This window comes from Aristophania vespae, assembly GCF_009906835.1.
GTDB classification, from domain to species: Bacteria; Pseudomonadota; Alphaproteobacteria; order Acetobacterales; family Acetobacteraceae; genus Aristophania; species Aristophania vespae.
The window spans coordinates 472,476-497,501 of sequence record NZ_CP047652.1 but is presented as its reverse complement, the minus strand read 5'-3'; the positions used below and the strand labels follow the sequence as shown (position 1 = coordinate 497,501).

The 25,026-nt window shown below is 45.4% G+C and carries 21 protein-coding genes, 1 tRNA gene, 3 pseudogenes and 1 riboswitch; of the genes and pseudogenes, 9 read left to right on the top strand and 16 right to left on the bottom strand.

Annotated features, from left to right (window positions below; genetic code table 11):
* The 15 genes and pseudogenes from glmM to secA all read right to left on the bottom strand — a co-directional run bounded on the left by glmM (position 1) and on the right by secA (position 16,166).
* Complete coding sequence (glmM, locus tag GT348_RS02240; RefSeq protein ID WP_160618327.1) at positions 1–1,350, bottom strand: phosphoglucosamine mutase; 1,350 nt, start codon at positions 1,348–1,350, stop codon at positions 1–3.
* A gap of 140 nt (positions 1,351–1,490) precedes the next feature.
* A complete protein-coding gene (gene ftsH / locus GT348_RS02235; protein WP_160618326.1) occupies positions 1,491–3,362 on the bottom strand; it encodes an ATP-dependent zinc metalloprotease FtsH in 1,872 nt (623 codons plus the stop codon).
* Between the two features lie 146 nt (positions 3,363–3,508).
* Positions 3,509–4,786: a tRNA lysidine(34) synthetase TilS gene (gene tilS / locus GT348_RS02230; RefSeq protein ID WP_160618325.1), complete on the bottom strand. Its 1,278-nt coding sequence runs from the start codon at positions 4,784–4,786 to the stop codon at positions 3,509–3,511.
* On the bottom strand, positions 4,764–5,666 hold the full coding sequence (locus GT348_RS02225) for a tol-pal system YbgF family protein (RefSeq protein WP_160618324.1): 903 nt from the start codon (positions 5,664–5,666) through the stop codon (positions 4,764–4,766). The genes tilS and GT348_RS02225 overlap by 23 nt, the downstream gene beginning before the upstream one ends.
* Positions 5,667–5,776: 110 nt before the next feature.
* Positions 5,777–6,259 (bottom strand): peptidoglycan-associated lipoprotein Pal, encoded by a 483-nt coding sequence (gene pal, locus GT348_RS02220; protein WP_160618323.1) that lies wholly within the window; start codon positions 6,257–6,259, stop codon positions 5,777–5,779.
* A gap of 146 nt (positions 6,260–6,405) precedes the next feature.
* Positions 6,406–7,781, bottom strand: a pseudogene (gene tolB / locus GT348_RS02215) (Tol-Pal system beta propeller repeat protein TolB).
* Between the two features lie 25 nt (positions 7,782–7,806).
* Positions 7,807–8,724: an energy transducer TonB gene (locus GT348_RS02210; RefSeq protein WP_160619409.1), complete on the bottom strand. Its 918-nt coding sequence runs from the start codon at positions 8,722–8,724 to the stop codon at positions 7,807–7,809.
* A gap of 102 nt (positions 8,725–8,826) precedes the next feature.
* Complete coding sequence (gene tolR / locus GT348_RS02205; protein WP_160618322.1) at positions 8,827–9,264, bottom strand: protein TolR; 438 nt, start codon at positions 9,262–9,264, stop codon at positions 8,827–8,829.
* Between the two features lie 5 nt (positions 9,265–9,269).
* A complete protein-coding gene (tolQ, locus tag GT348_RS02200; protein ID WP_160618321.1) occupies positions 9,270–10,001 on the bottom strand; it encodes a protein TolQ in 732 nt (243 codons plus the stop codon).
* A 136-nt stretch (positions 10,002–10,137) separates the two neighbouring features.
* Positions 10,138–10,560 carry a YbgC/FadM family acyl-CoA thioesterase gene (locus tag GT348_RS02195; RefSeq protein WP_160618320.1) on the bottom strand — a complete coding sequence of 141 codons (423 nt, stop codon included), beginning with the start codon at positions 10,558–10,560 and terminating at the stop codon, positions 10,138–10,140.
* 11 nt (positions 10,561–10,571) lie between these two features.
* Positions 10,572–11,608 (bottom strand): annotated as a pseudogene (gene ruvB / locus GT348_RS02190) (Holliday junction branch migration DNA helicase RuvB).
* Entirely contained in the window at positions 11,608–12,219 is a 612-nt protein-coding gene (ruvA, locus tag GT348_RS02185) for a Holliday junction branch migration protein RuvA (protein ID WP_160618319.1), read from the bottom strand. The pseudogene ruvB and the gene ruvA overlap by 1 nt, the downstream one beginning before the upstream one ends.
* On the bottom strand, positions 12,216–12,722 hold the full coding sequence (ruvC, locus tag GT348_RS02180; protein WP_160618318.1) for a crossover junction endodeoxyribonuclease RuvC: 507 nt from the start codon (positions 12,720–12,722) through the stop codon (positions 12,216–12,218). The genes ruvA and ruvC overlap by 4 nt, the downstream gene beginning before the upstream one ends.
* Entirely contained in the window at positions 12,719–13,468 is a 750-nt protein-coding gene (locus GT348_RS02175) for a YebC/PmpR family DNA-binding transcriptional regulator (RefSeq protein WP_160618317.1), read from the bottom strand. The genes ruvC and GT348_RS02175 overlap by 4 nt, the downstream gene beginning before the upstream one ends.
* Positions 13,469–13,505: 37 nt before the next feature.
* A complete protein-coding gene (secA, locus tag GT348_RS02170) occupies positions 13,506–16,166 on the bottom strand; it encodes a preprotein translocase subunit SecA (RefSeq protein ID WP_160618316.1) in 2,661 nt (886 codons plus the stop codon).
* Between the two features lie 415 nt (positions 16,167–16,581).
* Between secA and GT348_RS02165 the strand changes: the two genes are divergently transcribed.
* From GT348_RS02165 to GT348_RS02140, 6 genes and pseudogenes are all read left to right on the top strand, one after another.
* The gene (locus tag GT348_RS02165; RefSeq protein WP_160618315.1) at positions 16,582–17,502 is read left to right on the top strand and encodes a peptidylprolyl isomerase; all 921 of its coding nucleotides are present in this window, start codon (positions 16,582–16,584) and stop codon (positions 17,500–17,502) included.
* Positions 17,503–17,520: 18 nt separating this feature from the next.
* A pseudogene (gene argJ, locus GT348_RS02160) lies at positions 17,521–18,758 on the top strand (bifunctional glutamate N-acetyltransferase/amino-acid acetyltransferase ArgJ).
* Between the two features lie 183 nt (positions 18,759–18,941).
* Positions 18,942–19,316, top strand: a complete 375-nt coding sequence (locus tag GT348_RS02155; protein WP_160618314.1) for an FAD-dependent oxidoreductase — start codon at positions 18,942–18,944, stop codon at positions 19,314–19,316.
* A 5-nt stretch (positions 19,317–19,321) separates the two neighbouring features.
* Complete coding sequence (locus GT348_RS02150) at positions 19,322–20,206, top strand: NAD(P)/FAD-dependent oxidoreductase (RefSeq protein ID WP_236646595.1); 885 nt, start codon at positions 19,322–19,324, stop codon at positions 20,204–20,206.
* A 68-nt stretch (positions 20,207–20,274) separates the two neighbouring features.
* On the top strand, positions 20,275–21,039 hold the full coding sequence (locus tag GT348_RS02145) for a 2OG-Fe dioxygenase family protein (protein WP_160618313.1): 765 nt from the start codon (positions 20,275–20,277) through the stop codon (positions 21,037–21,039).
* Between the two features lie 40 nt (positions 21,040–21,079).
* Complete coding sequence (locus GT348_RS02140; protein ID WP_160618312.1) at positions 21,080–21,586, top strand: hypothetical protein; 507 nt, start codon at positions 21,080–21,082, stop codon at positions 21,584–21,586.
* Between the two features lie 19 nt (positions 21,587–21,605).
* Here GT348_RS02140 and GT348_RS02135 read toward each other — a convergent pair.
* Positions 21,606–21,679: transfer RNA gene (locus GT348_RS02135), tRNA-Gly, on the bottom strand.
* A 131-nt stretch (positions 21,680–21,810) separates the two neighbouring features.
* A riboswitch (SAM riboswitch) is annotated at positions 21,811–21,890 on the top strand.
* A 68-nt stretch (positions 21,891–21,958) separates the two neighbouring features.
* Between GT348_RS02135 and GT348_RS02130 the strand changes: the two genes are divergently transcribed.
* The 3 genes from GT348_RS02130 (at position 21,959) to ispF (ending at position 24,988) form a co-directional block, all read left to right on the top strand.
* The gene (locus GT348_RS02130; protein WP_201740057.1) at positions 21,959–23,173 is read left to right on the top strand and encodes an aminotransferase class I/II-fold pyridoxal phosphate-dependent enzyme; all 1,215 of its coding nucleotides are present in this window, start codon (positions 21,959–21,961) and stop codon (positions 23,171–23,173) included.
* Positions 23,174–23,289: 116 nt separating this feature from the next.
* Positions 23,290–23,763 (top strand): Co2+/Mg2+ efflux protein ApaG, encoded by a 474-nt coding sequence (apaG, locus tag GT348_RS02125; protein WP_160618311.1) that lies wholly within the window; start codon positions 23,290–23,292, stop codon positions 23,761–23,763.
* A 25-nt stretch (positions 23,764–23,788) separates the two neighbouring features.
* Positions 23,789–24,988, top strand: coding sequence for a 2-C-methyl-D-erythritol 2,4-cyclodiphosphate synthase (gene ispF / locus GT348_RS02120; protein ID WP_160618310.1), 1,200 nt, complete (start codon positions 23,789–23,791; stop codon positions 24,986–24,988).
* The last annotated feature ends 38 nt before the right edge of the window (positions 24,989–25,026 follow it).

Below are 25,026 nucleotides of genomic sequence, written 5' to 3'. Positions count from 1 at the left end.
CTAGGTTATCTTGCTAATTTTATCGCAAACCTGCTGAACAAGCGTCTGAACTAGATTTTCGTCTTCAGCCTCAATCATGACGCGAATAAGGGGCTCTGTGCCGCTTGCTCTCAAAACTAGCCTGCCCTGCCCATCAAGCTGTTCGTTAGCCCATTGATTAATTTCTTTCATTTCGGGCTTGTTCATGGGGTTTGGCCCACTGTAACGCAGATTTTTTAACATTTGCGGATATGGTTTAAAAACATTACACACTTCGCTTGCTGTCTTTTTCGATTCAATCATCACAGCAAGCACCTGAAGAGCCGCTACAAGCCCGTCACCTGTTGTACTATAATCTGATAGTACGACGTGACCTGACTGCTCTCCCCCTATATTAGCGCTTGCTTGACGCATGCGCTCAACAACGTAGCGATCACCAACAGCAGTACGGAACAGTGTTAGACCCATATCTTCAAGATATTTTGCTAACCCCATATTTGACATAACTGTTGCTACAATTTCCTGACCACGAAGCTGACCTCTTTTTTGCCAGGACCGAGCTATAAGGGCCAAAATCTGGTCACCATCTATAAGCTCACCATTCTCATCTGCAATCAGAACACGATCAGCATCGCCATCAAGAGCGATTCCAATATCGGCCTTATGTTTTTTGACGGCATCACACACGGTTTGAGGGTGGGTTGAACCTACATTGTGATTAATATTCACCCCGTCAGGCTCACAACCAACACGAATAATCTCAGCCCCTAGCTCCCATAAAGCTTCAGGCGCAACACGATAGGCTGAGCCGTGAGCACAGTCCAACACAATCTTAAGGCCATCAAGGCGCAAACCACGAGGAAAAGACGCTTTTACAAATTCAATATAGCGACCAGCAGCATCATTAAGACGAGAAGCACGTCCAATTTCGCTCGGGGGTGCGAGAGACGATGTTAAATCATCAGTCATTAATGACTCTATTTCGCTTTCAGCAGCATCAGATAGCTTAAATCCGTCTGGGCCAAAGAGCTTGATCCCGTTATCCGTAAAAGGATTATGAGAGGCAGAAATCATGACACCAATATCAGCTCTCAAAGAGCGCGTTAAAAACGCGATAGCCGGTGTAGGTAACGGCCCAACAAGAGTAACATCCATGCCTGCTGATAAAAATCCCGCTACCAGAGCGCACTCAATCATATAGCCAGATAATCTTGTATCTTTGCCCAAAACAACAGTATGCCGATTTTGACGGTGTTTAAAATAAAGACCAGCAGCCTGACCAAGTTTTTGAGCAACTTCTACAGTCATAGGAGATGTGTTTGCTTGGCCTCGGATTCCATCGGTTCCAAAAAAAACTCTTTGATTGGCCATCAAGTACAACTCCCCTAACTTTTTTAGCAGTCCATAGTGTTAAACTACATAGATACTGATTTACGGACTAAATAATTCCATTAAAAACAGGCGCCAAACGTTTCCGTTCAGCGCCTGAATTCAGACTATAATCTAAATTGTCAAATAGTTTGTGCTCTTAACCCACCTTCTGGTGCATTAATGACAGGCACAGACCCTTTTTTACCAGCTAATGAATTCTCACCATCTTCGCTTCGACTTATTGCTTCACCGCGAATAATGCGTCCAACTTCCTCACCAGTCAGTGTCTCATATTCTAACAAAGCCTCAGCAAGACGATGTAAATCATCAATATGAGAAAGGATCAACTGGCGTGCCTGGTCATAGGCTGTGTCAATCAGCAGGCGTACTTCTTTGTCAATCTCGTTAGCCATATGAGAAGACACATCATCAGGATTATCGTAAGCGACCATCCCCAAACGGTCACTCATTCCCCATTGTTTGACCATACGGCGTGCAATATCGGTAGCGCCTTTAATATCGCCAGACGCCCCAGCACTTACCTCTTCATGGCCAAATATAACTTCCTCAGCAACACGTCCCCCCATGGCAATAATAAGACGTGCAAGACACCATTTACGACTATAAGAGATGTTATCCTTCTCAGGTAATGTCATCACCATGCCCAATGCCTGTCCACGCGGAATAATCGTGGCTTTGTGAATTGCATCACTTCCCGGCGTTAAATAGGCACAGAGAGCATGTCCACCTTCATGGAAGGCTGTTGTCTTTTTTTCTTCTTCTGTCATGACCATGGAGCGTCTTTCAGCGCCCATCATCACTTTGTCTTTAGCTTGCTCAAACTGAGCCATAGAAACAGAGCGGCTTCCCTGTCTTGCCGCAAAAAGAGCGGCCTCATTAACAAGGTTGGCTAGGTCAGCACCCGAAAATCCTGGCGTGCCACGAGCAATAACGCGCGGGTCAACATCAGAGAAAAGCGGTAATTTTTTCATATGGACACGCAGAATTTTCTCACGTCCACTCACATCTGGATTAGGCACTACAACTTGTCTGTCAAAACGACCTGGACGTAATAAAGCGGGGTCAAGCACATCGGGGCGGTTTGTTGCCGCAATGATAATTACCCCTTCATTACTTTCAAAGCCATCCATTTCGACAAGCATTTGGTTCAAGGTTTGTTCGCGCTCATCATTACCCCCACCAAGGCCAATACCACGATGACGGCCCACAGCATCAATTTCATCTATAAAGATGATGCAAGGGGCGGATTTTTTACCCTGCTCAAACATATCGCGCACACGCGACGCCCCGACACCAACAAACATTTCGACAAAGTCAGAGCCGGAAATGCTGAAAAAAGGCACGTTGGCTTCACCCGCGACAGAACGCGCCAAAAGCGTTTTACCTGTGCCAGGAGGCCCGACAAGCAGCACACCTTTTGGAATTTTACCGCCAAGTCTTGTGAATTTTTGAGGGTCTTTCAAAAAATCAACAATTTCTTCGAGCTCTGACTTGGCTTCGTCAATTCCAGCAACATCGGCAAAAGTCACGCGCCCTTGCTTTTCGTTAAGCAAGCGGGCTTTGGATTTACCAAAACCCATTGCACCGCGCCCACCGGCACCTGCCTGCATTTGCCGAAAAATCATAAAGCCCAAACCCAGCATCAAAATAATAGGCAGATATGCTGCAACGTAACGGAGAATAGGGCTTTCGTTGCTTTGGGGAGGCTTTGCTGTGACCTCTACTCCAGCCTTGGTCAAACTAGAGACCATAGCAGGATCAAAGGGAGCGTATGTTTCAAACGAAGTGCCATTCGTTAAAACGCCAGAGATATTTTGCTCGCGAATAGTGACTGAGCGTACCTGGTGCTGTTCCACATCATGCATGAAATCAGAATAAGCCAGCTGTTGAACAGCATGGCGGTTTCCACCAGGTTGAAAGGCCGTCAGCACAACGATGGCCGCCATGATGACGATGACCCAAATCACAACGTTACGACCAATGTTGTTCATATTAATCTTATGACCTCACTCAGTATGGGGCAAAAAGGAGTTAGTGTCTTAAACTTCATGCTTTAAAGATAAGACTTTCTTGGGCTGTTCCTAGAGGAAAAGAAAGTAAAAACTGCATAAACTTTCTTAAAGTGCTGTAATATTCGTTAAAATAGCCTGGTGCCTGTTACTATGACACGGCTCTCCCATGAAAAATTCTCCCTTGGTAAATCTTTTATAAGCCCTCTTACGCCTTCTGCCACACTCACAACAGTTCCTTTATGCCAAAGAGCTGGTACTGTTTTAAGAACGGCTGCGGGAACCTCTCTATTTACACGAAGTGACAAAGCCTTCTCACCTAAAGGCCCAATCTGACAATCTGTCCGATCAGGGCCAAGATACAGCCAGCGATTATCCCATAGCTGTCCTGACTTTGCTGGACAAAACCCTTCGAGAGAACGCTCTTCACGCATAAATAACAGATTTGTTTTTGGCTCTTTATAGTCTCGCCGGCCTTTAAAATTGTGCGAAAGCTGTTTTTTTACGATGACCCCTCCTAGCGTACCCTGTTCATTTTCTTTCAGCATAGCTAATTGCGCACGGCTAGGAATGTAAGGATTACCACCAACAAGACTGATTAAACGGCCTAATAAGTTTTGAGAAATATTATGATCATCAACAGACAGGGCTTTGCTTTCCAAAATAATCCACCCTTCAGCTTGCCATGATGCATGGCGGGCCAAAAGCTCTGCCACGTCATTTTCATCACGTCGATAATCCAGCACCGACTTTACCTGTAAAGACCTCATTTCATGTCGTTCTAGGTCAGTAAGATCCTGGCGCAGCTGTACACGTTTGAAACGTCTATTATGATTTGAGGGATCTTCACACCAGGCTATATTTGCCTGTCGCAATGTTTCTTTCAAACGCTCGGGACGAATGGACAAAAAAGGACGAATGAGAGCAATTCTACCGCGATATAATCTAGGGGCAATACCTGTTAATCCGCTTTTACCGCTCTTTTTCTCCACCCTCATCCACATTGTTTCTTCTTGATCTGCTTCATGGTGAGCAAGCACTAAAGCAGTTGCTCCGGCATTTTTACAAGCACGCTCCAAAATAGCAAAACGAGCGTCCCGTGCTCTTTCCTGCAACCCACCTGTTTTTAAACTATCTAAAGTTAAAATATGTGCCGGAACCCCCATAGCTTCGAGCCGCTTTTGTGTTAACTCTGCCTCCTGACGGGACTCTGCTCGCAAAGCATGATCAACAATAAAAGCTATAATATGCTTTCGCCACCCTCTTGCCAAATAAGCAAGAGCCAGGGAATCCCCTCCGCCTGAAACAGCCAAAGCAAGAGGAGATCTGGGATCATCTGGCCCAAAAGGACCGAGTTTATTTATAAGGGAAGCAAATTCATCTTTAGTGACAGGCAGCGCGGGCACGGAAAACCTTTTGTGAGGATTTAACTCGGGCATTTGCATTTGGAAATTCTCTGGAAAGTTTATCCAGAGCTTCGCACGCAGCAGCATTATTTTTAAGGGAGATCATTGATGCAGCAACACCTAAGAGTGCTTCTGGTGCCCGGCCTGATTTAGGAGCTTTATTATAGGCGTCAAAATAAGAAACTGCTGATTGCCGATAATTTTTCTGTCCCGCCAAAGCACGCGCTAATAGATAATCGGCTTCAGCTTTCAATGTTGCCGTTTTGGCTGATTTTAAAGCCTCACGCGCGTAAAATTCTGCATCACTAAAACGCTGTGCGGCAAGTGCATCCTGCCCAGACTTAATAGGCGTTAAGGATGGTTTAGGGGTACCATTATTTATATTCGCATTCCCCTTAGCAGCTGGCTTAGCTACCGGTACAGAATTGCTATGAGAAGATGATCCATTTTGCTGAGCAAACTGCATGTCACCAATTTGCTTTTTCATATCTGCCTGGTTTTGCTGAACCTGATTATTAAGCTGATCCAGCTCTCCTCTCATTCCCCGCACCTGGTTTTCCAGGCTATTCACACGCTCTAAGAGCTGTGCGACCAGATTATCAGATGTGGCATCATTATTTGCCCCGTAATTTACCGCACCATTATGAGAAGAATGAGATAAGGCATTAATAGCTGAGTCAGAAGCGACGGGAGGGGCTAGAGCATCCTGCGAGTCAGAAGAATAACCAGCCTTCTGACGCTCTAATTGTTGGTGTTGCCGTAATATATCCTCACGCGACAGACCATTATCGGCATAGGCCGTGGCAAAAGGGAAAGTCGAAACAAGGCACATTAAAGACAGAGAATTTTTAATCTGCTTTAAAATAGCAAGTCGTGACATATATTACCTCTTCTTCCTTAGCCAAAAATAAAAAAGGCCATTTGGGGGAATTATGCCCCTCCTGGCCTTTCTACTAAAAAAATCTCTATGAGCAAAATGCTCAGTTCGCGTTAGCGAACCGATGTAATAGCATTACGATTCTGTGCCCATGCTTCTTCATTATCGCCATCAACTGTAGGGCGATCTTTACCATATGAGATGGTGCTGATACGTGATGCACTTACGCCACGAGCCTGCAAATAGTCTCTTGCAGCATTAGCACGACGTTGACCCAGAGCAATATTGTACTCTTCTGTGCCACGGTCATCGCAATTTCCTGCAATGACAATGCTCACCTGAGGATAACGTTGCAGCCAAGCAGCCTGTTTATCAAGGGTTGCACGCGCTTCTGAGCTAAGCTGATTTTGTGCCAGAGCAAAATAGACGCGGTCCCCAGCACTAGCGACCAAATCTGCTTCACTACCAGGTACAGGCCCCATATCAGCCTGCTGAGACATACCGTTCCCTAAGCTGTCCCCTTTATGATCTGAGGAGCTACCGCAAGCTGCCAGAGCAAGGGTCAAACCGATAATACCAAACGCCTTGAATTTCATGTCTTCAACCTTAGGAAGGCTCTGAAAAGAGCCAAATGAAAAAAGCCTTCTTAATTTAAGATAAGCTTCAGGAAGTGATGCTAATCCTGTATTTTAAAAACTGTCAAGCACCCTCTTTCGAGGGCATCTGATTTACGGTCTCTTTCTTATTGTCTAAAAGGTGACCAAGAAGGATCGGAAGCACCAGTGGAGGTTGGAATTACGTGCTCGTTAAACCCAGCCACATCAATCACACCAATTGTGGAACTAAATCCTACACCACCTGCTCTTGAAGCACTCTGACGACAAAAAGCTATGACCCTGCCATTAGGAGCAAAACTCGGGCTTTCTACCGTAAAGCCTTGTGTCAAAATACGCTCGCCCGTGCCATCAGGATTCATAACCCCAAGTGAGAACTGACCCTGATTAAGACGCGTAAAGGCAATCACATCGCCACGGGGGGACCATACTGGAGAACCATAATGCCCTTTTCCGTAAGAAAGGCGACGCACATTTCCTCCTGTGGCATCCATAATATAAAGTTGCGGACTACCGCCCCTGTCGGAATTAAAGACAATTTTTTGACCATCAGGACTAAAGCAGGGACTTGTATCAATAACGCCAGGACCGCTCGTTAGGCGTATGCGTTGTTGAGTAGCAGTCTCAATTCTATAAATATCAGACCCCCGTCACGTGTTGTCACTGAAAGGATAATGGTCCCTCCATCTGGTGAGAAACGTGGTGCAAATGAAATGCCTTCAAAGGAACCAAACAATGTTTCCTGACCAGAATTAAGATCATAAACATAAACGCGAGGTCTATTTTTTGCGTAGGATAAAAAAGCTATTTGCTGGCTGATCGGACTAAAACGCGGCTCTAATGTGAGCCATTTTCCATCACTTAAAATATGCGGATTCGCTCCGTCCTGATCCATAATGGCAAGACGCGTTATCTGCTTCCGACGCGGGCCTGTGCGGGCAATATAAGCAATGCGTGTATCAAAATAACCTTGCTCGCCTAAAAGACGTTTGTAAATGACATCAGCAATAATATGGGCAATACGCCGCCAATTTGTTTCTGATGCTGTATAGGCCGTCCCTTGCAGTTGCTGACCTGCAACAACGTCCCATAATCTCATTTCAACACGAACATTATTTGTGCCATTTGCACTTCCCGCCACAGCAGCACGGGCCCCACGTGCTTTTAACGCACCAAAATCAGGTTGACTTCCTGAAGGAACATCACCTGACATGACCTGAAACAACCCAGTGCTGCTCAGGTCAGAGGAAATAACATCGGAAATGCGGCTTCCTAAACCTGCTCCAAAGTTAGGAATAATAATCGGAATAGGTGCCTGATGCGCCTGATCAACTGTTATTTCAGGAGCACCAGGCGCATTATCCTGACCAGCGGCAAAAGCCCCTAATGGCGTCGCCATAACGCCCCCCAGGGCAACACCCCCCATAGCAGCACCACTCAAGACAGTGCGACGAGTAAAATGCTTTTTTAGGTTTTCAGACTCAGCATCGGTAAAAAATGACATATGCAGTTACCTCGAGTTTGTAAAATTATGGTCTAAACACAAAACGAAATTGCCGGGTTTTCCCCAGTAAACGGGCAGGAACTGGCAAATGTGAACAGGTTGGACTTAATACAGCCGCACGAGCACGCTCAGCCAACACACGATAAGAGGGGTCAGAAGCCATACGTGATGCTGTCTCAGGCGCAAAAACCGCAATTCTGGCTTCTCCTGAGGCATCTACTGTTACGATCATGCGCGCCATAAAGCTTGCATAATTTTTCGCCGCCGTATCCTCCTGATAGCAACGCCGTACGGAAGCGCCGATAGCTTTTTGCTCTCCCGCATTCAAAGAACGCGTATCACCATCTGGATCTCCCCCACCTTTAGGAGAACCACCCTGTGACGGATTAGCCTTGGCTCTTGGTGGCTGGGTCTGTTTTTGTTCAGACCGAAAACTATCCAAAGTGGCCAGCAAGGAATGGCTATCTGATTGTGCTTTTTTAGCTTCATTCGGTTGGTGGGTTTTTGAGGCCTGTGGCTTTAAAATAGGTTTTGTAACTGAAGGTGACGGGGCTTTAATATCAGCCACTTTCTGCTTGACCACCTTTTGCTTTTTGGGTTCAGCACTAACCTCCCCTTTTTCGTGCAGCTCAGCTTTTTGCTGAATGTCTGTTTTTACAGGCGTCTTGGAAGGTTTAGGCACTGATGATGCCCGCGGTGGTGGTGGCGCTGTTGGTGGCGGTGGCTCATGAGGCGCCTTTTTAGGTGGTTCCTGAGAGGGAGGCGCTTCACTCTCCTCTTTAGCAAATGGTGCAGGAACCTTAGCCTTGTGAGCTGATTTCATTGGAGGAGCCGCTGAACCTTGTGTATCAAAAACCATTTCAACAGGTGGTGGCGGTGGAGGTTCAGGCAATGGAGCCACATGGTTCCATAAAAGCGCTATTAAAATTCCCCCATGCCCCATGATAGAAAGCACCGTTCCAACAAGCGTTAAACGCTTTTCGGAATTTAGCCCCCTATTATCGTAAAATATTCCGGGCTGCACAGTGCGCTCCTAGGACTTTAATTAAGGGCCACTTGGGGGTTGCTGGGCAAGCAGGGCTACGTGGCTAAAACCACCGGTCGTAATCTGCCCCATAACACGCATGACCTGTCCGTAATCAATCTTTGCATCCGCACGCACAAAAATGCGTCTGGTTGAGTCATTATTGGCAGCTTTTTTAAGACGATCTACCAACTCTTCAGCCGTAACAGGCTCATCACCCAAAAACAGGTTTCCATCGCTACGTAAGGAAACAGTTATGGGCTTACTATCAGTATTAACGGGACTGGCGCTTGTTTTAGGAAGATCAACATTAACACCGCTTGTCATCATAGGGGCCGTGACCATAAAAATGATCAACAACACCAACATGACATCGACCAAAGGCGTAACATTGATTTCCGAAGCGGGCCTGTGACGGCGGCGACCGGAAAATCGCCCTCCTCCTCCTGACATCGCCATGATCTTCAGTTCTTTCCAGCTTTACGTTCTTCAGACTGACGAGAAAGAATGGCAGCGAATTCAGTGCCAAACGCCTGCATACGCTCTGAAAAATTATCTAATGAACGCGTAATAAGGTTATAGGCAACATAAGCGGGTATGGCTGTTATAAGACCAATTGCCGTTGCGAAAAGAGCCTCGGAAATACCAGGAGCAACAACTGAAAGATTTGTATTATGCATTGCGGCAATTGAGCCGAAAGCATGCATAATGCCCCATACTGTGCCAAATAGCCCGACAAATGGTGCAACTGGGCCAATTGTGGCAAGCATTGTCACATAACGAGAAAGGCGATCCTCCTCACGGGCAATCGTGATATTAATGGCACGATCAATACGTTCTTGCGTACCGCCCCGCACCATATCAATCCCTTCTATACGCGATGAACGACGCCATTCTCCCATAGCTGCGCCAAAAACAGCTGCCAGAGGATGTACAGGGCGTGCACCCTCTGTTTCATAAAGATCATCAAGAGACCCTCCAGACCAAAACAGATCTTCAAAAGACGCAGCCTCGTGGTTGATACGACGGATAAGAAGGATTTTTTCAACAATGACCGCCCAAACAAATATGCTACATGCCACAAGGCCAATCATGACTAATTTAACCACGATGGAAGCATGTAAGAATAATTGTACCGGCGATAACCCCACAGCGCTAACAGCCCCTAGAGCACTTGAACTCACCGCTTGGTCCACTCTGCTTTCTCCTGATATTTTTTCAAAGTTCCGGGCATCAGAATCCTGACAATGATTCTTTCATGCAAGGTCTATCTTCTTACATGGCATTACGCCACAAAAGGTGAAAGGGATTTTTTATTACCGATCGTTCAGGTTAATTATCTGTTCTTAGTTGTTCTAATCGCTTTTTAACTTCAACAGGCAATCTCACAGGTTTTAATCTATCCATTGCCATAGAAACGAGTTCCACTTTTAAACTAGCAATATGAAGTTTTTCTGAATTAACCTCAGTAAAAATATTTTGCTGTAAAATAAACCTGGCCGCTTTGGCCTCTACAAGGCATGTCTCTATTTCGAGAACATCATCTAATTTAGCCGGACGATGATAGTGAATAGAGAGGTTGGCAACAACAAAACCAAGATTTTCTTTTTCAGCCAATTCACCGATAGCCAGGCCTAACTCTCTTAAAGCCTCTGCCCTAGCACGCTCGGCAAAGCCGAGATAACGCGCATGATAGACAATGCCTCCAGCATCGGTATCTTCATAATATACACGAAATTTTATATGGTGAGCCATAGACGCCCTTGCTAAAAAAGGGTTGGTGAATCGGTGGGTGGTTTTAGCCCAAGATAACGCCATCCAGGATCGCCCAACATACGCCCTCTTGAAGTACGCAACACCAAACCTTCCTGGATAAGATAAGGCTCAACAACATCTTCTAACGTATCTCTGGCTTCGGCCAAAGCAGCGGCCAAGGTTTCTACCCCTACGGGTCCCCATGATGATGTTCGGCAATGCGGCGTAAATAACGCCGGTCCATTGCATCTAAACCATGCGCATCTACTTCCAGGCGAGACAAAGCTATATCGGCTGTCTCACGGTCTATGACGTCTTTTTTAGACACAAGAGCAAAATCTCTTACACGGCGCAAAAGCCGCCCTGCAATGCGTGGTGTTCCACGAGAACGGCGAGCAATTTCCTCAGCACCCTCTGGTGTTAGAGACATGCCCAGTTTCTTTGCGCCACGCGAGACAATCAAGCGTAACTCTTCTGGGGTATAAAACACTAACCTTAAGGGAATACCGAAACGGTCACGTAATGGCGTTGCTAAAAGACCTGCCCGCGTCGTTGCTGCAACCAAGGTAAAGGGGGCTAAATCAATACGTACTGAGCGTGCTGCCGGCCCTTCCCCTATAATGAGATCGAGCTGAAAATCCTCCATCGCGGGATAAAGGACTTCTTCAATAGCTGGCTGCAAACGATGAATCTCATCAATGAATAAAACATCACGCGGCTGAAGATTGGTTAAGATAGCCGCTAAATCACCAGCTCTTTGAATCACAGGCCCTGACGTTGCACGAAAACCAACCCCCAGCTCTCGTGAGACAATTTGAGCCAAGGTGGTTTTACCCAAACCTGGCGGGCCATGCAGTAAAACATGGTCTAAAGCTTCACCACGAGATTTAGCTGCCTTAATGAAAATAGACAGATTTTCCCGGCTTGCTTTTTGACCTGTAAAATCAGCCAGGGTTTGAGGCCGCAAGCTCGCATCAGCTGCGTCTTCTGGCTGCCGCACCGCGTCAGTTTCTGGGGCACGGTTGGTTGGTGTTTCCCATTCATCCATCATGAACGTGCTAACTCTTGCAAGGAGAGACGAATAATTTGATCAAGCCCTGATGTTTTATTTTCACTTATGAGACGACTAACCACAGGCCAAGTTTCAGCACGACGAAATCCTAATCCCTCAAGCGCCATCAGTGCATCTGCCTCGATACTTGCCCCCGGTGCAGAGTCCAGAATGGGGGCTTGCAGATTTTGAGAACTCCCTGGCATTTTTGCAACCTTGGGCTTTAGCTCAGTCAAAATACGCGTTGCTAAACGCGGCCCAACACCAGCAGCCTGTGTAAAAACCTGTTTATCACTCGCATTAATAGCCTGAAGCAACTGTATAGGCTGGCTAACGGACAAAATTGCCAAAGCCACGCGAGAACCAACGCCCTGTACCGTTGTTAATAAGCGGAACCACTCTCTTTCTTCTAGTTCAGCAAAACCGTAAAGCTGAATTGCATCTTCCCTTACGATTGTTTCAATGAAAACACGGGCTATTTCTGGGGGTTTGGCCAGTTGCCCCAAAGTTTGGGTAGAGGCGAAAACGACATAACCAACACCATTGACGTCAATAATGCAGCAGTCATTTTCAACTTGTCCAACAAAGCCGGTAAGCTGTCCTATCATGCCATTCTCACTCCCTGAACCACTCTACAGGCACTTGCACGATAATGAGCATGGCAGATTGCAACAGCAAGAGCATCAGAAGCATCTGCACGTTTAATTATTGCTCCAGGCAAAAGCCTTCTTACCATCATAGTTACCTGCTCTTTGGAAGCTGCTCCTGTACCCACGACTGATCTTTTGACAGCCATAGCCCCATATTCACTTACAGGGAGCCCTACCAGAGCGGGCACTAAAAGAGCTACACCACGAGCATAACCAAGCTTTAGAGTAGAAGAACCATTACGATTAACATAAGTCTCTTCTACAGCGGCTTCAACAGGGGCGAAATTTTCTATGAGATTTTTCAAACCTTCATGGAGGGTGCATAAACGCTGAGGGACTGAATCCGCACTATCTGTCGCTAAAACACCATCAGCAATATGGCGTAACCTGTTACCTTCAACCTCAATAACACCCCAGCCCATAAAACGCAGGCCGGGGTCAATACCAATGAGACGTATCAAGCTGATAAAGCCTCTGCTACCTCGTCTGGCAAATCAAAATTAGCGTACACAGCCTGCACATCGTCATTTTCATCGAGCACATCAATGAGTTTTAACACTGAACGTGCTTTATCTTCATCCAGAGAAACAGTCGTTTCAGGGCGCCAGTCTAGTTTGGCCGAACGTGCCTCACCAAAACGCTTTTCTAACTCATCGCGAACGGTGAAGAGCGCTTCCATTGAGCTCGTAATCTCATGGAAACCGTCAACAACCTCGACATTATCCGCTCCTGCCTCAATGGCAGCTTCCAGCATTTCGTCTTCATTCGCCACATCGAGAGGATAGGTCACAACGCCAAGGCGCTGAAACATGAAAGAAACAGAATTAGCTTCTCCCATAGAGCCACCATGCTTGGAAAAAGCTGCCCGTACTTCAGAAGCAGTGCGATTGCGGTTATCTGTCAAACCTTCGACAATAATTGCAACACCGGCAGGACCGTAACCTTCGTAACGAACCTCTTCATAGTCATCACCCCCGGCAGCGCCGGAAGCTTTGCGAATAGCACGCTCTACGGTGTCTTTAGGCATATTCACTTCGCGTGCAGCAATAATAGCGGCCCGCAAACGGGGATTCATGGCCGGGTCAGGAAGACCAGAGCGCGTAGCAACCGTTATTTCACGAATGACTTTACCAAATTGTTTGGCACGCTTAGCATCCTGCGCGCCTTTACGGTGCATAATATTTTTAAACTGGGAATGGCCGGCCATTGACCTCTCATCTCCTCAAAAAGTTACATATCAAAAGTTAGATAATTTTACCGTGACAATGCTTGAATTTTAACCCAGAACCACAAGGACATGGGGCATTACGCGGTGTTTGATTATTCCATAAAGCTAAAGTTTCAGCATCGATTATGTCATTTTCACTTTCTGGAACGGTTTCATAATGTGCATTAGCAGGGAATTCAGGTGTTTGAGGGGCTTCAGACACTGTCTGTATACGTGACAGGGTCTGGACTGTTCTCAAGCGCATTTCTGAAAGCATGAATTTAAACATCTGAAAGGCTTCATGCTTATATTCATTTAATGGATCGCGCTGTCCATATGCCCTTAAACCAATGCCCTGGCGCAGCTGATCCAAAGCATGAAGATGCTCTTTCCAGGCGCTGTCAAATGACGTTAAGAGCACATGCTTTTCGACCATACGCATCATGTCGGGACCCATTAAGGCAGAGCGTGTAGCATGAGCTTTCACCGCCTCTGCTTCAATGCGGTCAATCATATGTTCTTCATCAATACCATCTTCATGTGACCATTCCTCTACCGGAAGGTCCAGATCCAAGACGCGCATAATTTCTTGATGAAGGCCTTTCATATCCCAGGCTTCTGGGAATGATTTTTCAGGAATATGGTCCTGAACCAGCTCTTCTATAACATAACGTCTTAAATCTTTGATGATCGGTGAAAGATCATCTGACGCCATATATTCACGCCTTTGAGCATAAACCTCGCGGCGCTGGTCATTCATGACATCGTCATATTTGAGCGTGTTTTTACGCATATCGAAGTTACGTGCTTCGACTTTCTTTTGTGCTTTTTCAAGGGCGCGATTAAGCCAGGGATGGATAATCGCTTCTCCCTCTTTTAAGCCCATTTTTTGCATCATACCGCCCATGCGGTGAGTACCAAAAATGCGAATAAGATCATCTTCTAATGACAGGAAGAAGCGTGAATTTCCTGGGTCACCCTGGCGGCCTGAACGACCACGCAACTGGTTATCAACGCGGCGGCTTTCATGGCGCTCAGTACCAATGACAAAAAGCCCGCCTGCTGATTCGACCAATTTACGGTTTTGGGCAACTTCTTCTCTAATACGATCAGCCAGAAGATTGCGCTCTTCGTCATTCTCAATTTCGGCCGTGCGCTGTTTGACCAGCATTTCAACATTACCACCGAGCTTAATATCTGTGCCACGGCCAGCCATGTTTGTCGCAATAGTTATGGCGCCAGGAGCCCCAGCCTGAGCCACAATGCTCGCTTCCTTTTCATGATGGCGGGCATTAAGAACACTATGCTTTATTTTATGTTTCTGAAGGATTGAGGATAAATATTCGCTCTTTTCAATAGAGGTTGTTCCCACCAGCACAGGCTGTTTTTTGGCATTAATTTGCGCAATTAACTGTGCGACAGCATTATATTTTTCGCCCGCAGTGAGGTAAACTTCATCATCCCCATCCTGGCGCTTAACGGGCAAATTGGTGGGAATTTCAACAACATCTAATTTATAAATTTCTGCAAATTCATCCGCCTCGGTCATAGCCGTTCCGGTCATGCCAGACAATTTGGGATAAAGGCGGAAATAGTTTTGGAACGTGATGGAGGCTAAAGTTTGGTTTTCCTGCTGGATTTCAACATGTTCTTTAGCTTCAAGCGCTTGATGCAAACCATCGGAATAACGCCGACCATCCATCATACGGCCTGTAAATTCATCAATTAAAATGAGTTTACCATCACGCACGATGTAATCGACATCGCGTGAAAATAACGTATGAGCGCGTAAGGATTGCTGAACATGGTGAACGACTGCTACATTTTGCACATCATAAAGACCACCATCACTCAGCACACCGGCTTCTTTGAGTAATTCTTCAACCCGGTCTGACCCTGCTTCGGTTAAAGTGACAGTGCGTAATTTTTCGTCTTTATCGTATGTCTCAGGATCTTCGACTAATTTAAGCACTACAAGATCGACTTGACGGTAAAGATCAGAACTATCTTCAGCAGGACCTGAAATGATTAGCGGCGTTCTTGCCTCATCAATGAGAATACTATCGACCTCATCGACGATGGCATAATTAAAGTCACGCTGCACCATCTCATCAAGGCTATATTTCATATTATCGCGAAGATAATCGAAGCCGAACTCGTTATTAGTGCCGTATGTAATGTCGGAAGAATAAGCTTTACGGCGCTCATCATCAGATAAATCAGGGACGATTACACCAGTACTAAGGCCCAAAAAGCCATAAAGCTGAGACATTTCCTCAGCATCACGTCGGGCCAGATAATCATTTACAGTAACGACATGCACACCCTTACCAGTAAGGGCATTGAGATAAACGGGGAGTGTCGCAACGAGTGTTTTACCCTCGCCTGTACGCATTTCAGCAATGCGTCCTTCATGCAAAACCATACCACCAATGAGCTGCACATCAAAATGGCGCATTCCCAAAACACGCTTTGACGCCTCTCTACAAACGGCAAAAGCTTCTACCAAGAGGTCATCCAGGCTCTCTCCCTTAGAGAGACGCTCTTTAAATTCACCAGTCTTTAAACGCAGCTCTTCATCGCTGAGAGCCTGAATTTTAGGCTCCAAAGCATTAATGTCAGGGACTCGCTTTTGGTAACGTTTTAAATAACGATCATTGGCGGAACCGAAAATAGCACGTGCAAGGCGTGAAAACATATGAGACCCTGAAATAATGACTTCGCTTAGATGGACTTAAAAACTCAGATAATTCTTAAATGCAGAAACTAAGACCATCACTACATTTTGTCACGCTTTCGCGTGAAAAGGAAATTAGGAACCACAGACTCAACGGTCAATGGCTTGAGAAGACGGAGTTAGTAAAATTGAACATTTTTCAGTAAATTCTTTATTACAAAAGCTTAAACTTTAAGAAAATTTCATATAATTTACAGCGGAACATAATCTAAAACGAGACGATATACCGCCATTTTTTTCGTGATAATCACTCATTCTATCTTACAGAATATCTGTTTCAGAGACAATTTAAAAAAAATTGCCCTCTTGCGATGCGTTGCAGCCTTTGTCATGGTCGGTCAGGATTGTTAATTAATAAACTTATCGAGGTATTATTATGCGGTTCAACCGCCTCATGCTTGCTTGCACGACTCTAATTGGTGGCCTATCTCTTTCGACTGCTTCAATTGTTCCTGCTTTCGCTGCACCAAAAGCTTCACCAACCAGCACAGCTCCTGCTCCTGTCAAAGCTGACCCTAACATGGTTATTGCAACTGTTGACGGTCAAAAAATTACCCTTAGTGACGTTCAGGGGGCTCTTTCAGAGTTGCCACCAGCAGCAATGAGCGTGCCACGTGAGCAGCTTATTCCTTTACTTCTGGGCCAACTTATTAGCCAAAAAGCAATCGAAATTGCTGCTAAAAAAGAAAAGCTAGAAAATAACCCAGAAATTAAAACAGCCATGATGCGTGCCTCTGAAGCTGCATTAATGAATGGTTATATTAAGCAAAAAGTAGCGCCAAAAATCACAGAAAACGCTATGAAGGCTTATTATGACAAACATTATGCGAATAAAAAGCCAGAGCAAGAAGTGCATGCCCGCCATATTCTGGTCGACTCAGAAGCTAAAGCAAAAGATATTATTGCTCAGCTTAAAAAAGGCGGAGATTTCGCTAAATTAGCAGCCAAAAATTCATCAGACAAAGCGACAGCAAGCAATAATGGTGGTGATCTGGGCTGGTTTAAACGCGGTGATATGATCCCTGATTTCTCAAAAGCAGCTTTTGACACAAAATCTGGCACATACACTCAAAAACCTGTTCATACTGTCTATGGCTGGCACGTTATTCAGGTTCTTGGCACACGCACAGCCCCTGTGCCAACATATGACAAAGTAAAAAACCAAATCCGCCAAAATCTTTTAAAAGAAGAAATTGGCAAGGTTGTTGAAGCAGCAGAAAAAAGCGTCAAAATTGTTCGCTATGATGCTCAAGGCAAACCCATTGCTGATGCTCCTGCTCCAACTAAAGCACACTAAAAACTAAGGCTTTCCTTTATGGCACCGACGCACTCCATTTCTCCTCTGGCTTTGCCTCTTCCAAAACTTGGTTTTGTGAAGGGAGTGAAATTAAGCAGTGTGGCAGCCGGTGTACGCTATAAAGGCAGGACCGATTTAATGTTGATGGAGTTCGCTCCATCAACAACGGTGGCGGGTGTGTTTACACAAAATAAGTGCCCCGGTGCTCCCATTACATGGTGCCGCACCGCACTTTCCCGCTCTTTTACAGCACGCGCTTTATTAGTAAATTCTGGTAATGCGAATGTCTTTACTGGCAGAGCTGGTGAAGAAGCCGTGCATCATTGCGTAACAGCTCTTGCGCAACATCTTGGTTGCAGAGATGAAGAAATATTTGTTGCCTCTACTGGCGTAATTGGTGAGATTTTACCCTATCAACGCATTATTGATGCTCTTCCAAAGGCGACTGAAACGTTACAGGAAGATGAGTGGGAAAACGCAGCACGCGCCATTATGACAACCGACACTTTCCCTAAAGCTGCACAAAGGGAAGTTATGATCGGCTCTAAAAAGGTTCGGATACAGGGCATCGCCAAAGGCTCGGGCATGGTTGCCCCGGATATGGCGACCATGCTGGCCTATATTGTGACTGATGCCTCTCTCCCTCGCCCCGTTTTGCAAACACTTCTTTCTGAAGGTGTGAAACCGAGCTTTAATTCTATAACTGTGGATTCAGACACTTCAACATCTGACATGGTTATGATTTTTGCTACGGGTCAGGTTAATAATAGCGATATTTCTGATTATAATGACCCAGAGCTTTATGCATTTAAAAATGCTTTAAATGAGATTTTGCTTGATTTGGCGCTGCAAGTTGTACGAGACGGTGAAGGTGCTACAAAACTCATTAAAGTTATTGTTAAAAATGCACATGATGATATCTCGGCAAAAAAGATAGCTCTGGCTATTGCCAATTCTCCCCTCGTTAAAACAGCTATTGCAGGTGAAGATGCCAATTGGGGCCGCGTGGTCATGGCTGTAGGAAAAAGTGGTGAGCCTGCTGACAGAGACCGTCTTTCCATTGCGGTAGGGGACTCGTGGGTTGCTAAAAATGGTACTGTTGCCCCGACTTCAATGACGAAGAGGCAACAAATTATATGAAAGGTCAGGAAATAACCATTACGGCTGACTTGAATATAGGATTTGGCAATGCATGCGTTTGGACATGTGATTTAACTCACGGTTATATTGATATTAATGGCTCATATCGCAGCTAGCTGCGCCTCGCTATAAAATTTTATGACAAAGCGACGGCAGATAATTTTTACGTAACGAATATATTACTAAGCTTTTACTTGCTTCACTCTGTCACTACTGAGTAGGTTCGCGTAGTAATTTTTCTAGTTGATGGCTGTTGCACATTTGTGCAGTTAAACGCTCTGAACATGAAGGGTGGTTTTATGTCTGCTAAAAGACGAGTGATTATTTTGGGTGGCGGCATTGGTGGTATAGAAGCTGCCATTGCGTTGAGCCGTAAAGCTGGTGTTAGCCTGACACTTGTCGATCCTAATGCTGTTCATGTCTGGAAGCCAGCTTTGCATGAATTTGCAGCAGGCACCTTAAATTTTGAAGAAAATGTTTTTTCTTTCGAAAAGCTTTCCAAAAAATTTAAATTTAACTTTATTCAAGGCGCTCCCAGTAGCATCGACAGACAGGCAAAATCTGTCAAATTAAGTGATGGTCAAACTCTCGAATATGATTATCTGATAGTCAGTATTGGGGGCGTGCAAATGATTTTGGCACACCAGGGGCAAAAGAGAATTGCCTCTTTTTAGATAATATTCATGATGCCGAAAACTTACACACCACCTTTCAGGAAGCTATAAAACAAGCTCGACAGGATAATAAGCCGCTCTCTTTAGCTATTATCGGCTGCGGGGCGACAGGTGTTCAGTTAGCGGCAGAATTATGTAATGCAATTGATAATACGCCCGATATGGGCCCTGAGATGCGCCGCAAATATCTCAAACCAATTTTAATTGAAGCCATGGGACGTGTTCTTCCCACTTTTTCCGAAACAGTGTCGGCTGAGGCGGAAGAAGAACTTACTAAAATTGGCTATGACGTTATGACAAACGCCATGGTTAGTGAAATTGATGCTACAGGTATCAAGCTCAAAGATGGCCGTTACATTGAAGCTAGTATCCGTATTTGGGCTGCAGGTGTGCAGGCAAGTGCCGCAACTTCAATCTTTAAAGGTTTGGATTTAAGCCGTTCTGGTCAGATTATTGTTACACCTACACTTCAGTCCACAAAAGATCCATCTATTCTTGCAATAGGTGATTGTGCACGGGTAGAGACAAACCCTCTTCCCCCTACGGCTCAGGTCGCACGTCAGCAAGGGCGTTATGCCGGATATATTGCTGTTCCAACCTTGTTAAATGGCAGAAACCCTATTCCGTTTGATTATACTGATCGGGGTGCTGTGGTGGTGCTTTCTCATTATAATGCCTGGGGAATGTGGCCTTCCAAAAAAGACTTTGGTGGACGTGGCCTAGGAGCAAAATTTGCTCACTTTATCCATGAGATACTTTATCGCCAGCATCAGTCAGATTTAACGGGTATTTTCCATGCAGGTAAAGCAGCCTTATTAGGAAAATTTAAACCTTACCGCCCGCGTTTAGGCTCTGGATCTTCTGGTGAAGATAAAGCACACTCACCATAAAGAGAAAGCCTAAGTAGCGAGAGGTTAATTGCTACAAAGTGGGGCTTTCCTTTCGAAAAGGCCTTATTATGAGTGATAAATCTCTACGAACTGGTGCCTCTTTAGCATCCTACGCTTTAGAAAAATTAAGGGAGCAAAGCTTTGCTTTTCTCCCCTCTAAAGAAGCACATTTACTTTATCAAAATCTTGGTTTGCAAAATTTTTCTCTGAAAGACTGGGAACAATTTGCCGAAAGCTGGAACGATCTGGGCCTTGATCGTTACATGGCTGATGGTGGGCGTTACCGCAAAAGGCGACATGCGACTTATTCGGTCACTGATGGCATCATTAAAAGAAAAAAACATCAGCCTCATTATCAAAGCAGAGATTACAACCTTTTAAATGGCGGTATAGAACGCTGGTTCAGTCCTATTAAAGAGGATATTGGCCAACATCCTGCTTTATTATCGATTATACAAACTGCAACATATTTTGCTGAATCGCTTATTTCGGAAATACATAAACCAAAGTCCTGGCATAGCGAAATACATCAATTTCGCATTGAGGCAGCAAAAGGCCAGCAGGCAAAGCCTACTCCTGAAGGCATGCATCGCGATGGTGTAGATTTAGTTTTGGTAATTATGATTCACCGCGAAAATATTAAGGAAGGCATAACCACAATTCATGCTCTCGATCGTAAAACTCTCTTAGGTAGTTTTACACTCGCCGCCCCTCTTGATACGGCTATTGTCAATGATCACAAAGTCTATCATGGTGTAACAAATGTAGAACCAGAGGACCCAGATAAGCCTGCTTATCGTGATGTACTTGTCGTGACGTTAAGACATGAATAACCTTTAGGTAATATTCTATTATTATAAATATGGAGAGGTTATGCGGTATTTATCAAAATCTAAAATTTGCAAAACGTTTTTAGCGCTCACACTTATAACAGGTGCTGGTAATCTTGCCTCTCCTCTTATGGCTAAGACAGTTCATCATCGGCACAAAGCACATTCGAAACCTGTTTTACTTACAGCACAGCCCGGAACAAAGCTGGATAAAATTGCACGTTCTTTAAATAAAGATATTTTGGAAGACGCTGCTGCACATAATGATGTTCCTGTCATTTTGATTGGCTCAGCACCTCTTTCCCAGCATAAAAACGATAAGGGGCTTTTTGTGCAGATTCAGTCTGCACGACTTTGTGGCTCAGCGGGATGCACAACCTCGGTTTATCTTCATAGAGGCCCGCAGTGGGTACCGGTTCTTGATGCTGTGAATGGCGATATCGCTGTGCTTTCCACACGCCACAAAGGCATGTACGATCTTATTATCGACAAAAATGATAAATGGATCTGGAATGGACAAACGTATCAAGACACTCTGCCCGAAAAATAGAGATAATTTTAGAGAAATCTGGAGCGGATGAGGGGAATCGAACCCCCGTATGCAGCTTGGGAAGCTGCCGTTCTACCATTGAACTACATCCGCATCGGAGGTTTCTATAACCTTTCCTTTAGGCTCATGCAATCCCTTTCCCCTGTTTCGCGTTTGCTCCATATTCCCTCTTGACGTCATAGTAACTGCCTCGCATAATTCCCCCAGAATTTTGGCGAGAAAGCTGAAATTCTCCTCGTGATTTGAGCGGCCGGCTTGCGGCGAGGTTAAATAATTGCGCTAAAGAGGCCCTGTTTGCTTATTAAAGAGCAGGACTTCCACGGCCCGCCACAGATTATGTCTCGGAACATGACTGTAATGGAGGGTTTTTTAATGTCACAATTTCCAAAACAAACAAAAACTGATTCAGCCTGGCGCTTAGCAACTCAGCTTCTTCATAATGCCCCTAACAGAACAGTGCATGGAGAAACGTCTGAAGCGCTCTTTATGACATCTGGCTATGTATATGATAGTGCAGAACAAGCAGCAGCAACGTTTGAAGGCACAATTGAGCATTATCAATATTCTCGCTACGGAAATCCCACAGTCGATACGCTTCAAGAACGCCTCGCTTTACTTGAAGGAGCAGAGGCCTGTTTGACCATGTCTTCAGGCATGGGGGCCGTATCCTGTGCTCTTCTCAGCCATGTTAAATCAGGTGACAGGGTTGTAGCTGCAAAAGCCTTATTTGGCTCAACTCATTGGCTGTTAACGCATCTTTTGCCAAGCTATGGTGTAGAGACAGTTTTAATCGACGGGCTGGACGAAGCCGCCTGGAAAGACGCTCTTTCCTTTCCTACAAAGGCTGTGCTTATTGAGACCCCTTCTAACCCGATGCTAGACGTGCTCGATATACGCAAAATTTCTGAATATGCTCACAAGGCGGGCGCTGTTTTAATGGTCGATAACGTGTTTGCTACTCCCGTAGGGCAAAGGCCATTAGCGCTGGGCGCTGACGTTGTGATTTATTCCTGCACTAAACATCTTGATGGTCAGGGCCGTACTTTAGGCGGTGCTGTTTTAGGGAGCCATCAATGGATAACAGAAACTCTTCAGCCTTTTGTGCGTAATACTGGCAATAGCCTTTCTCCCTTCAATGCCTGGGTATTACTTAAAGGGCTAGAAACACTCGACCTCAGAGCCAGAACTATGGCACAAAATGCTGCCTCAGTAGCTGATGCCCTGGCCGAAATGCCCGGTGTCAAAAACGTGCGCTATATAGGACGCGCTGATCACCCTCAAAGAGAACTTGCAAAAAAACAGATGAGAGATGGTGGTTCTCTTATCGCTTTTGAGGTAGTTAATGGACAAAAAGGGGCTTTTGCCTGCATGAATGCTTTTTCTATCATCGCTATTTCCAATAATTTGGGCGATGCAAGAAGCTTGGCAACGCACCCTGCCACAACAACGCATAAAAAAATCTCAGCCGAAGAGCGAGCAGAATTGGGTATTAGCGATGGTGTTATTCGACTTTCTATTGGACTAGAAGATCCGCAAGATTTGATTGAAGAGCTAAAACAAGCTACAGACGCTGCTCTAAAAATTTAAGTTTTATCAAAACCATAATGGTGCCATTTTAAGAGCTGTAATAGGGACCGAGGAGAGTGAGTGGATCCTTGGAGAAACAGGCCGAATAGAGACCTTAAAGGCCTATAAGGGAGAGTATGTCAGATCATTCATCACAGTTTCCAGAAAGTTTAGAGCATGGGTTGAGTGATGCCACCTCTCTGATTTCACCTCCAAGTTTTAGTGCTAAAACAGGGGATATTACAGTCACTGTCCGCCCTATCTGGATTGAAGAACTTTCAGATCCAACAGAGCAGCTTTACACATGGGTTTATTACGTCATTATTGAAAATGGCGGGAAAGAAACAGTCCAGCTTACAGGGCGAACATGGACTGTTCTTGACAGCACGGGAAAGAAAAGTAGTTCTTACAGCCAGGGGATTGCTGGCGAGCAGCCCATCATTCCCCCCAAAGAGCATTTTGAATATACTTCCGGTGCTGAATTAAAAACGCCTACTGGTTTTATGGTAGGTCATTATCATGCCACTCTGGTGGGAGAAGATCATTATTTTTATGTATCTATTCCTATGTTCAGCCTCGATAGCCCGCACCAAAGTGGCTTAATTCATTAATTTAAAGGAAGGACTCAGTTTGGGTATGTCTTCTGCCCCACGTAAACGCATTGCTGCTTTACTATTAGCCGCTGGTCAAGGGCGCCGCTTTGCGGCCGGTGCCGCTTCCTCACCGCAAAAAGAGACAATCTGCAAGCAGTTTCATTGCCTCAAAGGTGAACCCATTATCCGCCATGCTGCTATGGCACTTCTCCCCTTTGTGGATATAGTACAACCTGTTGGAAGTGACCCTCTTCTTGCTCATGCCTTAGAGGGGCTGGATGTATTACCCCCCGTACCAGGTGGAGCTGAGCGCCATGATAGTGTTCGTGCAGGCCTGGAAGCTTTAGCTAAATTGCCCAACCCTCCTGATATCGTGCTCGTTCATGATGGTGCGCGCCCTATTGTCCCTGAGCGTGTAATTCTTGAAACACTAGAAGCTCTTGAGACTTATCCAGGTGTCATTCCTGCTGTTCCTGTGAGTGATACGCTTAAAAAAGTCTCGCAAAATATAATTATTGATACAGTCTCTCGCGAAAATTTATGGCGTGCCCAAACGCCACAGGGTTTTTCATTCCCTCTTTTACATGACCTGCATCAGCGCCACCGCGATGCCCATACTGATGATGCTGCTCTTTTAGAGTTAGAAGGGCATCATGTTGCTATTGTACAAGGCTCTGAAGACAATATTAAATTGACCGTAATGGAGGATCTTATGCGGCTTGAGCGTATCATAGACCAGGCTTCTAAAACATTTGTTCCTCGTGTCGGACTTGGCTATGACGTTCATGCCTTTGCTGAGGATCGCAAACTGATTTTATGCGGTATTGAAGTCCCTCATGAAAAAGGCCTGGCTGGTCATTCCGATGCGGATGTGGGTATTCATACTTTATGCGATGCCATTTACGGCGCTTTAGCCGAAGGCGATATTGGGCGTCACTTTCCCCCTAGTGAAAATAAATGGAAAGACATGGATTCAGCCCGGTTCCTGGTTCATGCTGGCGAGCTCATTCGCAAAAAAGGCGGCTATCTGGTTAATGCTGATATCACTATCATTTGTGAACGCCCCAAAATTGGCCCCCATGCTCAAGCTATGAGGGAGCGTTTGGCTGAACTTCTGAACGTCTCTGTTTCCCGTATTTCTGTCAAAGCAACAACGTCAGAGCGTTTAGGCTTTACAGGGCGTGAAGAAGGCATTGCTGCTACAGCTGCTGTTAGCATTATGGTGCCTGATGACGTCGATTAATTTTTTGCAAAATAGTTAGATGTCAAAAACCCCGGTTA